Genomic DNA, 13,483 nt, shown 5'->3' with positions numbered 1-13,483 from the left:
ATGTATTATGCCCGTGTCGTTGCCGGTGTGCTGTTCGGCGTTCTGGTCTTCGCCTTTCTGGACTATGCGCTGCCGTCGCGTGAAACCGTCAGGATCAGCAACACCTATAACCGGCTGACCGCGATCCCGCCCTCGGCCTCGATCTTCTGGGCGGCCGACAGCACCGGCACGGTCGAGAACGCGCAGGGCCAGCGCGACGTGCGCTTCATCGACACGATCCGGCCCAATGGCCGCGTGCTGGTCTATCGCAACGAGGATACCGGTTGGGTCTGGCCGCCCTATTTCAAATATGACAGCGCGAACCTTCAGGCCGAGGCGAACAATCTGCAATCGACCGCGCAAGAGCCGATCTGGGTCAGCATCACCTCTTACGGCTGGCGGATGCCCTGGCTTTCGACCTATCCCAACGCGATCTCGATCAACACGGTGTCCGGCCCCGAGGACCGGCCCGTGAACTGGCCCGCCATGCTGGTCTGCGGCGTCCTGCTGGCGGCTCTGGTGCTGATCTGGCGGATGTGGGCGCAGTTCCGGCAGCGCGGACTGTCGCGCCTGAGGAGACAATGATGAGCAATCCCGGCACCGATCTGCGGCTGGACTGGTTCCAGAACATCCGCATCAACACCCCCGCCGTCGAACGCCGCGCGGCGACCCTGCCCGCGCGGCGCAGCCTGAAAAAGGACCATCAGGCGGCCTGGCTGCTGAATGCGGTGCGCTGCATCGACCTGACGACGCTGGCGGGCGACGACACGCCCGACCGGGTCGCGCGGCTGTGTGCCAAGGCGCGCCAGCCCATAGCGGCCGACCTGCTGGACGCGATGGGCGTCAGCGGCCTGACCACCGGGGCGGTCTGCGTTTATCCGACGATGGTGGCGCCCGCGAAACGCGCCCTGGGCAATAGCGGCATCCCGGTGGCCAGCGTGGCGACCGGCTTTCCCGCAGGCCTGATGCCCCTGGACCTGCGCCTGGCCGAGATCCGCTATGCCGTGGATCAGGGCGCCGACGAGATCGACATCGTGATCACCCGGGCCCATGTGCTGCAAGGGAACTGGACAGCGCTCTATGACGAATTGCGCGCCATGCGCGAGGCCTGCGGGGCGGCGCGGATGAAGGCGATCCTGGCCACCGGCGATCTGAAATCGCTGGAAAATGTGGCCAAGGCCAGCCATGTCGCCATGCAGGCCGGATCGGACTGGATCAAGACCTCGACCGGGAAAGAGGGCGTGAACGCCACCCTGTCCGTCAGCCTGGTCATGGTCCGCACGATCCGCGATTTCCATGCCCAGACCGGCATCAAGGTCGGCTTCAAGCCCGCGGGGGGGCTGCGCACCGCCAAGGACGCGATCAGCTGGCAGGTGCTGATGGCCGAGGAACTGGGCCGCGACTGGCTGGCCCCGGACCTGTTCCGCATCGGCGCCTCCAGCCTTCTGGGCGATATCGAACGCCAGATCAGCCACCATGTGACGGGACGCTACGCGGCGGCCCACCGCCAAGCGATTGCCTGAGGACCCGATGAGCCAAGTGAGCAAGATCATGCAGACGATGGAATACGGCCCCTCGGTCGAGGACAGCGCCGCGGTGCGCGACTGGCTGTCTCGTCGCGGCCGCTTCGGCCATTTCATCAACGGCAGCTTCACGAAGCCGGGCGAGACCTTCGAGACCCGCGACCCGGCCACGGGCGAGGTTCTGGCCCATGTCAGCCAGGGGACCGAGGCCGATGTGAAGGCCGCCGTCAAGGCCGCGCGCCGGGCGCAAAAGGGCTGGGCCGCGCTGTCGGGCACCGAACGGGCGCGGCACCTCTATGCGCTGGCGCGGCATGTGCAGAAACGCGAACGCTTCCTGTCGGTGCTTGAGACGCTGGACAACGGCAAGCCGATCCGCGAGGCGCGTGACATCGATGTGCCGCTGGTCGCGCGCCACTTCTATCACCACGCAGGCTGGGCCGAACTGCGCGACACGCGCTTTCCGGGCCATGCCCCCCTGGGCGTCTGCGGCCAGATCATCCCGTGGAACTTTCCGCTGCTGATGCTTGCGTGGAAGATCGCGCCCGCCTTGGCGGCGGGGAACACGGTCGTGCTGAAGCCCGCCGAATACACCCCGCTGACGGCGCTTGCCTTCGCCGAGATCTGCCTTGAGGTCGGCCTGCCCGCGGGCGTCGTGAACATCGTGACCGGCGACGGCGCGACGGGCGCGGCGCTGGTCGCGGCCCAGGTGGACAAGATCGCCTTCACCGGCTCGACCGAGGTGGGGCGCGGCATCGCCACCGCCCTGGCCGGGACCGGGCGCAAGCTGACGCTGGAACTGGGTGGCAAGTCGCCTTTTGTCGTGATGGAGGACGCCGATCTCGACGCCGCCATCGAGGGGGTCGTGGACAGCATCTGGTTCAATCAGGGCCAGGTCTGCTGCGCCGGATCGCGCATCCTTGTGGCCGAGGCCGTCGCCGAACGGTTCGAGGCCCTGCTGCGCGCCCGCATGGCCCGCCTGCGCCTCGGGCCGCCCCTGGACAAATCGACCGATGTCGGCGCCATCGTCGATCCGGTGCAGAAGGACCGCATCCTGTCGATCTGTCGCGCCGCGACCGAGGCGGGCGCCGAACTGGTCGGCGGCCAGCCGCAGGACGGCTGCTTCATCGCGCCCGGCTACCTGAAGAACACCGCCCCCGCCAATCCGGGGATGGAGCAGGAAATCTTCGGCCCCATCGCCACGCTCTCGACCTTCCGCACGGCCGATGAGGCGGTCGAACTGGCCAATGCGACGCGTTACGGGCTGGCGGCCTCGGTCTGGTCGGAAAGCGCGACCGTCGCGACCGACCTTGCCGCGCGGATCAAGGCCGGGGTGGTCTGGATCAACAGCGCCAACATGTTCGACGCGGCGGCCCCCTTCGGCGGCTACCGCGAAAGCGGCTATGGCCGTGAAGGCGGTGCGGCGGGAATGCTGGATTATCTGGCCGAACCCCCGGTCCGGGCAGCGCGCGACGCGGCGACCACGGCGCCCGTCGCCACACCCGAGCCGGGCACGACGGCAGGGCAGGCGATCGACCGGACGGCCAAGCTCTATATCGGCGGCGCGCAGAAGCGCCCGGATGGCGGCGCGATGTATGCGGTGCCGGGGGGGCTTGCGCCCCTTGGCGGGCGCAAGGATATCCGCAATGCGGTCGAGGCGGCGGCGAAAGCCGGGAAATGGGCGGCGATGGGCGGTCATGGCCGCGCGCAGGTTCTCTATTTCTTGGCCGAGAACCTTGCGGCCCGCGCCTTCGAATTCGCCAGCCGCACCAGCCAGTCCGAGGTCGAGGCCGCCATCGCGCGCATCTTCCACTATGCCGCCTGGGCCGACAAGTTCGACGGCGCGAATGTACAGGCCAAGGCCGGGCATCTGGTGAATGTGCTGCCTGAACCCCATGGCGTGATCGGCATCGCATGCCCGAACGCGCAACCGCTGACGGGTTTCCTGTCGCTGGTCCTGCCCGCCATCGCGATGGGCAACACGGTCGTGGCGATCCCCTCGCAGAACGACCCGCTGCCGGTCACGGACCTCTATCAGGTCTTCGACACCTCGGACCTGCCCGCCGGCGTCGTGAACATCGTGACGGGTGCGCGCGCGGAACTGGCTCCTGTTCTTGCCGCCCATGACGAGGTCGCTGCCTTCTGGCACGCTGGCCCGCCGCAGGAACGCGCGGCCATCGACAGGGCGGCGTCGGGCAACCTCAAGCCGGTCTTCGGCATCCAGAACCGCGACTGGACGGGACCGCAGGCGCAGGGCGAGGATTTCCTGCGCTATGCGACGCGCTGCAAGACCATCTGGCTGCCTTATGGTGCCCTGCCCGCAGGCAGCGGCGGCGCTGCCTATTGAGGTCGAAAGGGGGGCCTTCCGCCCCCCCTCTTGGCCTTCGGCCAATTCACCCCCCCGAGGATATTTCAGCCAAGGCAAATGCCCTTTGCCTTGGTTGAAATATCCCGGGGGAGTCGCCGTCAGGCGACGGGGGCAGAGCCCCCTTACCGACCCCGGATGCGCGGGTCCATCGCGTCGCGAAGTCCGTCGCCGATATAGTTGACGCAAAGCACCGTCAGCGAGATCAGAAGCCCCGGAAAGATCACCCGCCAAGGGTAAAGCACCATCTGATCGACCGCGTCGAAGAGCAGCCGGCCCCAGGTGGGGAAGTCGGGCGGGAAGCCGAGCCCCAGGAAGCTGAGCGCGGATTCGGTGATGATGGCGGTCGCGATGCCGAGCGTGGCGGCGACCATGATCGGGGACATCACGTTCGGCAGGACATGGCGCAGGATCATCCTGTGGGCGGGCGTTCCGATGGATCGTGCGGCCAGGATGAATTCGCGTTCCTTCAGGCCCAGGACTTCGCCCCGGACGATACGGGCGGCCTGCATCCAGCTGGTCGCGCCGATCGCCGCGACGATCAGCAGGAAGACCCCGAAGGCCGAGCCGAAATTCTGCGACAGCGGTTCGCGGAACAGCGTCACCATCAGCAGAAGCAGCGGAAGCAGGGGCAGCGCGAGAAAGAGCTCCGTCATCCGCATCAGCGGCGCGTCGAGTCTGCGGAAGTAGCCCGACAGGACGCCGATCAGGCTGCCGAGGAAGATCGCGATCACCATCGCCGTCAGGCCGACCGCGATCGAGACCTGCCCCCCGGCCATCAGCCGCGCCAGCAGGTCGCGGCCCAGTTGGTCCGTGCCCAGAGGGTGCGCCAGCGAGAAGCCCTGGTTGCGGGCCCGGATGTCCACGAAGGTCGGGTCTATCCTCCAGATGAGGGGGCCGACCGAAACGAAGAGGATGATCCCCACAAAGACCGCCAGCGCGACCATCGCGCCGCGATGGCGACGGAACTGGCGCCAGATGTCGGACCATTGGCTGCGATGCTTGTTATCGCCGTCCGGAACCACGGGGGGCGAAAGCGCGGCGGGGGTGGCTGCGCCTCCGGCGGAGGCGAGGTCGGGGGTCGGGCGTTGCGGCTCAGTCATAGCGGATCCTCGGGTCGAGCACGCCATAAAGGATGTCTGCGATCAGGGTGAAGACCACGATCAGGATGGCGAAGATGAAGGTCAGCGTCATCACCATCGGGATGTCGTTGGCGTAGATGGACGAGATGAGAAGCTGCCCCAGACCGTTCACGCGGAACACCTGTTCGGTGATGATCGCGCCGCCGAAGACCGCGGGCAGGCCAAGCGCGATCACCGTCACGACCGGGATCAGGCTGTTTCGCAGCGCATGTTTCAGAACCACCTTGCGTTCCGACAGGCCCTTGGCCCGCGCGGTGCGGATATAATCCTGGCTGAGGTTGTCCAGCATCGAGGACCGCATGAACCGGCTGATCTGCGCGGCGTTGTAAAGCGCCAGCACCATCACCGGCATCACCATCTGCCGGGCCTGCGCCAGAAAGCTGTCCCAGTCGCGCACGACCAGCGTCGTGTCATAGACCGACGGAAACCATTGCAGGTTCACCGCGAAGACGATGATCAGCACGACCCCGGTGAAGAAGGTCGGCATCGAGAAGCCGATCATCGAGACGAAGGTGCCGATCTGGTCGAACAGGCTGTATTGCCGATAGGCCGAGATGATGCCGATAGGGATCGCGATCAGGATGCCTACGACATAGGACATCCCCACGACGGTCAGCGTCTGCGGCAGGCGCTGTGCGATCACATCAAAGACCGGGCTGCGCGACTGGAAGCTGACGATGCGTTGCATCCCCTCGCTGAAGCTGGTCCCGAACCAGCGGTCGGTCCAGTAGAGCGGCTCGACCCAGAAGAACTGCTTGAGCCACAGCACATAGCGGATGGGCCAGGGCTCGCCCAGGCCAAGCGCGGCGCGCATGCGTTCGCGGACCTCTGGCGGCACGGTCAGCGGCACGTCGCCCAGGGGGTCACCCGGCGAAGCCTCGAGCAGCAGGAAGATCACCAGCGAGATGAACAGAAGGGTCGGGATCGCCAGTAAAAGTCGGCGGATGGTGAATGTCAGCATGGCGCCTCAACGGGAAGGGATGGGCATGGGCCGCCTCTCTGTCGCGGCCTCGCGCAGGGGCTGCGGGGCCGGGAAAGAGGGGCGCCGCCCCGGTCGCGCGGACCGGGGCGGCGAGACGGTCACTGCTGGATGCGGTACCAGTCCACCGTGTTCCAGATCTCGCTGTCCCAGGCGTTCAGCTCCACGCCGCCGAGCGTGTTGGAATGCGCCGACGCGGTGCCGCGATAGACCAGCGGGATGATCGCATTGCTGTCCTTGGTCAGCATGTCGTTCATGCGGCGGCCCATGGCGGCGCGTTCCTCGGGGTCGATGATCCCGCCCAGCTGGCTGACGAGGCGGTCATATTCCTCGTCGCAGAAGCGGCTGGTATTCTCGCCCTGCCACTGGTTCGCGGGCGAGGGCGCCTTGTTGCAGGTGAATTTCGACAGATAGGCCGTCGGGTTCACGCCGTCGAAGTTGTCGGCATACATCTGAACGTCGGCGTAGAACTTCTGCAGCGTGTCGGGCGAGCCCGCATCCGAGCCGAAGAAGACCGAGGCGTCGATGGTCTTGAGTTCGGTCTCGATGCCGATCTCGGACCACCACTGCTTGATCAGCGCCTGAAAGTCCTGGCGCACCGCGTTGACCGAGGTCTGATAGACCATCCGCAGTTCCACGCCGTCCTTGGCGCGGATGCCGTTCGGGCCGCGCACCCAGCCCGCCTCGTCCAGAAGCGCGTTCGCGCCCTCGATGTCCTGGGTCAGACAGTCGGTGTTGTCGGATGCCCAGGCCTCGGGGGCGGGGACATAATTGCAGGTCGGCTGACCGGCGGTGCCATAGCCGATCTCGACCAGCAATTCGCGGTCAATGGCCATGGACAGCGCGCGGCGCACGGCCGGGTCGGACAGGAAGGGATGCGGATGCGCGCGGGTCGAACGCTCGTCGGCAGGCAGCGAGGACGAAGGATCGGTCAGGTTCACGTGGATCCGCTCGACCAGGCTGCCGAAGGCGGCCGAGACGGTCCCGCGCCCGGCCGCGACCATGCCGGCGATGACATCGGGGGCCAGCTGGGTGTTCCAGGCATAGTCAAACTCGCCCGTCTCAAGGACCGAACGTGCGGCGCCGGCCGCGTCGCCGCCGCCCTTGACCAGCACCGTGGCAAAGGCGGGCTTGGCCGGGTCGCGGTATTCGGGGTTCGCTTCCAGGCTGATCGTGTCATTGGTCAGGAACTGCGTCACGCGGAAGCCGCCCGTCCCGATCGGGTTGAAGTTCTGGTCCGTGCAGGTGGGCGCATTGGCGCCGAGGCAGTTCTGGAACTGCGCCTTTTGCAGGATCGGGGTCTGCGAGCCGACAAAGGTGGTGAAGGGGTCGGGACGGGGTTCGGTAAAGTTGATGCGGACCGTGTGCGGGTCGACCGCCTCGACCGAGGCGACGCCCTCGAACTTGGCCAGTTGCGAGCAGCCGCCTTCGGGATGCATGCAGTATTCGGCGGTGAAAACAACGTCATCGGCGGTGAAGTCGCTGCCGTCCGACCACTTCACATCGTCGCGCAGCTTCCACGTGACCGAGCGCAGGTCCTCGGCGATGCCGCCATTCTCGATGCTGGGCAGTTCGGCGGCGAGACGCGCATACATGATGCCCTGCGCATCGAAACCGGCCAGCGGTTCCAGCGTCAGGCTGGAGGCGATCATCTCCTTTGTGCCGCCCGACAGATAGGGGTTCATCGTCGAGGGGGCCTGCCAGAGGATCATGCTCAGCTGGCCATCGCGGCCGCGTTCGGCCATCGCGGCGGGTGCCAGCACCAGCGTGGCGGCGGCGCCCATCAACACGGTTCTCAGTTTCATCACTCTCTCCTGTTGGGTGTCGTGTGCGTGGGGCAGTCACGTCACACCGGCCTTCTTCGGGGCCGTCCTTTCGGTCTGTCCCGCCTCTGTCAGCATCGGGCTGCCCCGGGCGGAATACGCGCATCATCGAATGAAGCCCGCGCCAAAAGCAAGACCATTCGCGCAAGGTCGCGCGCGCGGTTTCGGCTTTGACTTTCGCAGGGCATTGGCTAGCCTTGCCACTTGGACTGTTCCGGGGGCGCGCCATGCTTGACGAAAAACCGCTTGTTTCCATTGAGAAACTGCGTGTCGAATTCGAAACCAATGACGGTGTCGTGGTGGGCGTCAAGGATGTCAGCTTCGACATCAAGCCGGGCGAATGTGTCTGCGTGGTGGGCGAATCCGGGTCGGGCAAGTCGGTCAGTTCGCTGTCGCTGATGCGGCTTGTCGAATATGGCGGCGGCACCATCGCAGGCGGCAGCCTGATGTTCGACACGGGCGACGGCAAGCCGATCGATCTGGCGCGCCAACCCAAGGCCGCGATGCGCGACATCCGCGGCAACCAGATCGGCATGATCTTTCAGGAGCCGATGACCGCGCTGAACCCGGTCTTTACCGTCGGCGACCAGCTGACCGAGGGGCTGATCGCCCATCGCGGGCTGGACAAGAAGGCCGCCCGCGCCCGCGCGCTGGAGATCCTGCGCCAGGTCCGCATCCCCGAGCCCGAACGCCGCATGGACCAGTATCCGCACGAATTGTCGGGCGGCATGCGCCAGCGCGTCGTCATCGCCATCGCGATGGCCTGCGAGCCGCGTCTGCTGATCTGCGACGAGCCGACCACTGCGTTGGACGTGACGATCCAGGCCGAAATCCTCGCGCTGATCGACCGCTTGAAGCGTGAAAAGCAGATTGCCGTTCTTTTCATCACGCATGACATGGCAGTGGTCGCCCAGATGGCAGATCGCGTCGTCGTCATGTATCGGGGCAACAAGGTCGAGGAAGGCCCTGTCGAACAGATCTTCGAGAACCCGCGCGAGGATTACACCAGGATGCTGCTGGCCGCGGTGCCGCGTCTGGGCGAGATGACAGGCAAGCCCGCCCCCGAACGCCTGCGCCTGATGGGCGACGGCAGCGTCTCGGCACCCCAGCCGATCATCGTCACCGATCCCAAGCCTCTGCTGACGGTGAATAACCTGACCACCCGCTTTCCGGTCAAGGGCGGCATCCTGCGCCGCACCGTCGCGCGCGTCCACGCGGTCGAGGATGTCAGCTTCACCCTGAACGGCGGCGAGACGCTGTCTCTGGTCGGCGAATCGGGCTGCGGTAAATCCACCTGCGGCCGGTCGATCCTGCGTCTGGTGGAACCTGAATCGGGCAGCGTCGATCTGGGCGGCACCGATGTTCTGGCCCTGTCGCCGCGCGCCTTGCGCCGGGCGCGACGCGACATGCAGATGATCTTTCAGGACCCCTTCGCCAGCCTCGATCCGCATATGAAGTTGTATGATCAGGTCGCCGAACCGATGGAGAATTACGGCATCGGCTCGCGCAGCGAACGGCAGGACCGGATCGCGGCGCTGTTCGACCGGGTCGAACTGCCCCGCAGCTTCATGCGCCGCTACCCGCACGAGATGTCGGGCGGCCAGCGCCAGCGCATCGCCATCGCCCGCGCGCTGGCCCTGAACCCCAAGCTGATCATCGCGGACGAGGCCGTGTCGGCGCTGGATGTCTCGGTGCAGGCGCAGGTGCTGAACCTGCTGATGGAATTGCAGCAGGATCTGGGAATTTCCATGCTGTTCATCAGCCATGACATGGCGGTGGTGGAACGCGTCAGCCACCATGTCGGCGTGATGTATCTGGGCCGCATCGTCGAGATCGGCACCCGCCAGCAGGTCTTCGAGAACCCCCAGCACAGCTATACCCGGCAGCTCATGTCCGCGGTGCCGGTGGCCGATCCGCGCCAGAAGAAGATCAGCGAGGATCTGAACTTCCGCCCCATCCCCTCGCCCATCCATCCGGTGGATTACGCAGCCAAGCCCTCGATCTACCGCGAGGTGGCGCCGGGCCATCGCGTGCTGGTCGATCCGGTGACGCATTCCTAGGCAGGCGGTATCCAGCCTCTTGCAGATGATGCAAGAAATCGCCACGCTGCCGCCGTGAAGGAGACCGAACAAATGCCCGTCAAGAACCGCTTTGCCGAATTGCTGCCCGAAATCACCGCCTGGCGCCGGGATTTTCACGAGAACCCCGAACTGCTTTACGAGGTGCATCGCACCGCCGGCCGGGTGGCCGAGTTGCTGCGCGAATTCGGCTGTGACGAGGTGACGACAGGCGTGGGCCGCACCGGCGTCGTGGGCGTGATCAAGGGGCGCACGAACAATAGCGGCCGAGTGATCGGCCTGCGCGCCGATATGGATGCGCTGCCCATCCTTGAACAGACCGGCGCGCCTCATGCCTCGAAAGTGCCCGGCAAGATGCATGCCTGCGGCCATGACGGTCACACCGCGATGCTGCTTGGCGCGGCGAAATACCTGGCCGAGACGCGCAATTTTGACGGCACGGCCGTGGTGATCTTCCAGCCGGCCGAAGAGGGCGGCGGCGGCGGTCTGGCGATGGTTCAGGACGGCCTGGTCGATCGCTGGAAGATCGACGAATTCTACGGCATGCACAACATGCCCGGCCTGCCGGTGGGCAGCTTCGCCATCAAGCCGGGTGCGATGATGGCCGCCGCCGACCAGTTCGACATCACCGTGACCGGCAAGGGTGGCCACGCGGCCAAGCCCCATGACTGCATCGACACGACCCTGACGGCGGCGCAAATCATCGTCGCGCTGCAATCGGTCGTCTCGCGCAACATCGACCCGCTGAAGAACGCGGTGATCTCGGTCTGCGTGGTCTCGACAGATTCGACCGCGCATAACGTGATCCCGCAGGTCGTGACGCTGAAAGGCACGGCCCGCAGCCTCGACGCCAGCGTGCGCGACCAGCTGGAAGAGGGCATCACCCGCGTCGCCACCCATGTCGCGGCGGCGATGGGCGCCACGGCGGTCGTCGATTACCAGCGCGGCTATCCGGTGACCATGAACGACGATCAGGCGACCGAATGGGCGGCGGATGTGGCGCGCGGCATCGCCGGCGACATCAAGACCGATATGGAGCCGATGATGGGCGGCGAGGATTTCAGCTACATGCTGAACGAACGCCCCGGCGCCTATATCTGGGTCGGCAATGGCAACACGGCGATGGTCCACCACCCTGCCTATGATTTCAACGACGAGACGATCCCCGCAGGCGCAAGCTGGTATGCCGGCATGGTCGAGGCGCGCCTGCCCGCCGCCTGACCACGACCCGATGTCGCGGCGCGGCTGCGCCCCGTCGCAAACGGATTGTCATTGGCGGGCGATCAGGGGAAATGTCACAGGGCGCGAGGCCGGGGTCTCGCGCCCTTCTCACGTCCGATCTCAAGGAACGACCGACGCATGAACAGCTACACCCTGCGCGTGACCTGCGCCTCGACCCGCGGCATCGTCGCCGCCATCTCGGGCGCGCTTGCGGATGCGGATTGCAACATCACCGACAGCGCCCAGTTCGACGATTCCGAAACCGGCCGTTTCTTCATGCGCGTCAGCTTCCGCTCCGAGGGGGCGGCGACGCTGGACAGCCTGCGCGCGGATTTCGCGGCCATCGCGGCCCGCTTCGGGATGGAGGTCGATCTGTCCGACGATGCGGTCAAGAAGAAGGTCGTGATCATGGTCAGCCGGTTCGGGCATTGCCTGAACGACCTGCTTTATCGCTGGCGGATCGGGGCGCTGCCGATCGAGATCGTGGGCGTCATCTCGAACCACATGGATTATCAGAAGGTCGTCGTGAACCACGACATCCCGTTTCACTGCATCAAGGTCACGCCCGAGAACAAGCCCGAGGCCGAGGCCGCCCAGATGCGCGTGGTGGATGAAGCAGGCGCCGATCTGATCGTTCTGGCGCGCTACATGCAGGTCCTGTCGGACCGCATGTGCCAGCAGATGTCGGGGCGGATCATCAACATCCACCATTCCTTCCTGCCCAGTTTCAAGGGCGCCAACCCCTACAAGCAGGCCTATGAACGCGGCGTGAAGCTGATCGGCGCGACCAGCCACTATGTCACCGCCGACCTCGATGAAGGTCCGATCATCGAACAGGACACGGTCCGAGTGACCCATGCCCAATCGCCCGCCGATTACGTCAGCCTCGGCCGCGATGTCGAGGCGCAGGTCCTCGCCCGCGCGATCCATGCCCATATCCACGGGCGCGTCTTCCTGAACGGCGACAAGACCGTCGTCTTTCCGCCCTCGCCGGGCAGCTATGCCAGCGAGCGCATGGGCTGAACTTCGCGCTTGCCGCAGCCGGGCAGGGGGGCTTTGCGCCCCCCGTCGCGCAAGCGCGACTCCCCCCGCAGGATATTTGGCCCAAGGCAAATGCCGTTAACCACTGCTTAACCCGCAAGCGTTATGAATGGAGGCACGGTACAGGCGGGGACGCCGATGACCGTCCAAGGCAAAACGCCCCGCTTCCATGTGAAGCGGGGCGTCACTTTCTTTGCCTTGGTTGAAATATCCCGGGGGGAGTCCCGGAACGGGACGGGGGGCAGCGCCCCCCTTTCTTACTGCGGGATCTGCGCGGTGATGCCTTCGACGTAGAAATTCATCGATTGCAGATCAGCGTCCGATGCCGTTTCGCCCTCGGCCAGCCAGACGGTGCCGTCGGCCTTGTTCAGCGGGCCCGTGAAGGGATGGTATTCGCCCGCACCGATCGCGTCGCGCAGGGCCAGCGCCTCGGCCTTGACCTCTTCGGGGACCGCGTCGGTGATTTCGCCGATCACGACCTCGCCCTCGCCGATCCCGGCCCAGCTGGAACCGCTTTCCCAGGTGCCGTCCAGCACCGCCTGCACGCGCTTGATGTAATAGGGCGACCAGTCGTCGATGATCGACGAGACGCGCGGGCTGGGGGCGAAGGCCGCCATGTCGCTGGCCTGGCCGAAGCCGATCGCGCCTGCGGCCTGGGCCTGGGCCAGGGGCGCGGTCGAATCGGTGTGCTGCATGATCACGTCCACGCCTTCGGCCAGCAGGGCGTTGGCGGCTTCGGCCTCTTTGGCGGGGTCGAACCAGCTGTAGACCCAGACGATCCGCATCTCGACATCCGGGTTCACCTTGCGGGCATGGATGAAGCTGGAGTTGATGCCCTGAATCACTTCGGGGATCGGGAAGGACCCGATATAGCCGATCTTGTTCGATTCCGTCATGTGGCCGGCGATGGTGCCGATCACGGCGCGGCCCTCGTAGAAGCGCGCGTCATAGGTCGCGACGTTCTCGGCGGTCTTGTAACCGGTCGCATGTTCGAACTTCACGTCGGGGAAGCGTTGGGCGACGTTGATCACCGGGTCCATGAAGCCGAAGCTGGTCGCGAAGATCAGCTGGTTGCCGGCCAGCGCCAGCTGGGTCAGGGCGCGTTCGGCATCGGCGCCCTCGGGGACGCTTTCGATGAAGGTGGTTTCCACCCGGTCGCCGAACTCAGCTTCGATCGCAAGGCGGCCCTGGTCGTGCTGATAGGTCCAGCCGCCGTCGCCCACCGGGCCGACATAGATGAAGCCGATCTTCAGCGGCTCGTCCTGTGCCAGGGCAGGGGCGGCCAGCGTCATCATCAGGGCCGAGGCCGTTGCCAGAAGGGTTCTGCGTTGCATG

At 65.9% G+C, this 13,483-nt stretch carries 10 protein-coding genes; 6 read left to right on the top strand and 4 right to left on the bottom strand.

Annotated features, from left to right (window positions below):
- The 3 genes from ACTZWU_RS13640 to ACTZWU_RS13630 are packed head-to-tail and all read left to right on the top strand — an operon-like array spanning nt 1 to nt 3,846.
- A complete protein-coding gene (locus tag ACTZWU_RS13640; protein WP_444737910.1) occupies nt 1-564 on the top strand; it encodes a DUF1523 family protein in 564 nt (187 codons plus the stop codon).
- Nucleotides 564-1,502: a deoxyribose-phosphate aldolase gene (gene deoC, locus ACTZWU_RS13635; RefSeq protein ID WP_444737909.1), complete on the top strand. Its 939-nt coding sequence runs from the start codon at nt 564-566 to the stop codon at nt 1,500-1,502. Before ACTZWU_RS13640 ends, deoC begins: the two co-directional genes overlap by 1 nt.
- Nucleotides 1,503-1,509: 7 nt before the next feature.
- A complete protein-coding gene (locus ACTZWU_RS13630) occupies nt 1,510-3,846 on the top strand; it encodes an aldehyde dehydrogenase family protein (RefSeq protein WP_444737908.1) in 2,337 nt (778 codons plus the stop codon).
- 143 nt (nt 3,847-3,989) lie between these two features.
- Here ACTZWU_RS13630 and ACTZWU_RS13625 read toward each other — a convergent pair whose 3' ends face one another.
- From ACTZWU_RS13625 to ACTZWU_RS13615, 3 genes are all read right to left on the bottom strand, one after another.
- The gene (locus tag ACTZWU_RS13625; RefSeq protein ID WP_444737907.1) at nt 3,990-4,967 is read right to left on the bottom strand and encodes an ABC transporter permease; all 978 of its coding nucleotides are present in this window, start codon (nt 4,965-4,967) and stop codon (nt 3,990-3,992) included.
- Complete coding sequence (locus tag ACTZWU_RS13620; RefSeq protein ID WP_444737906.1) at nt 4,960-5,967, bottom strand: ABC transporter permease; 1,008 nt, start codon at nt 5,965-5,967, stop codon at nt 4,960-4,962. Before ACTZWU_RS13620 ends, ACTZWU_RS13625 begins: the two co-directional genes overlap by 8 nt.
- A 119-nt stretch (nt 5,968-6,086) precedes the next feature.
- Nucleotides 6,087-7,790 carry a peptide ABC transporter substrate-binding protein gene (locus tag ACTZWU_RS13615; protein WP_444737905.1) on the bottom strand — a complete coding sequence of 568 codons (1,704 nt, stop codon included), beginning with the start codon at nt 7,788-7,790 and terminating at the stop codon, nt 6,087-6,089.
- Between the two features lie 245 nt (nt 7,791-8,035).
- Here ACTZWU_RS13615 and ACTZWU_RS13610 point away from each other — a divergent pair, with 245 nt between their 5' ends.
- The 3 genes from ACTZWU_RS13610 (at nt 8,036) to purU (ending at nt 12,130) form a co-directional block, all read left to right on the top strand.
- The gene (locus ACTZWU_RS13610; RefSeq protein WP_444737904.1) at nt 8,036-9,868 is read left to right on the top strand and encodes an ABC transporter ATP-binding protein; all 1,833 of its coding nucleotides are present in this window, start codon (nt 8,036-8,038) and stop codon (nt 9,866-9,868) included.
- Nucleotides 9,869-9,940: 72 nt separating this feature from the next.
- On the top strand, nt 9,941-11,107 hold the full coding sequence (locus ACTZWU_RS13605; protein ID WP_444737903.1) for a M20 aminoacylase family protein: 1,167 nt from the start codon (nt 9,941-9,943) through the stop codon (nt 11,105-11,107).
- A 138-nt stretch (nt 11,108-11,245) separates the two neighbouring features.
- Nucleotides 11,246-12,130 carry a formyltetrahydrofolate deformylase gene (gene purU, locus ACTZWU_RS13600; protein WP_444737902.1) on the top strand — a complete coding sequence of 295 codons (885 nt, stop codon included), beginning with the start codon at nt 11,246-11,248 and terminating at the stop codon, nt 12,128-12,130.
- A gap of 275 nt (nt 12,131-12,405) precedes the next feature.
- Here the strand turns inward: purU and ACTZWU_RS13595 are convergent, their stop codons facing one another.
- Nucleotides 12,406-13,482 carry a BMP family ABC transporter substrate-binding protein gene (locus ACTZWU_RS13595; RefSeq protein ID WP_444737901.1) on the bottom strand — a complete coding sequence of 359 codons (1,077 nt, stop codon included), beginning with the start codon at nt 13,480-13,482 and terminating at the stop codon, nt 12,406-12,408.
- Nucleotide 13,483 lies beyond the last annotated feature (1 nt).

Source organism: Paracoccus sp. NSM, from assembly GCF_052379855.1.
Taxonomy (GTDB): domain Bacteria; phylum Pseudomonadota; class Alphaproteobacteria; order Rhodobacterales; family Rhodobacteraceae; genus Paracoccus.
This window is presented reverse-complemented; position numbering and strand designations above follow the sequence as displayed.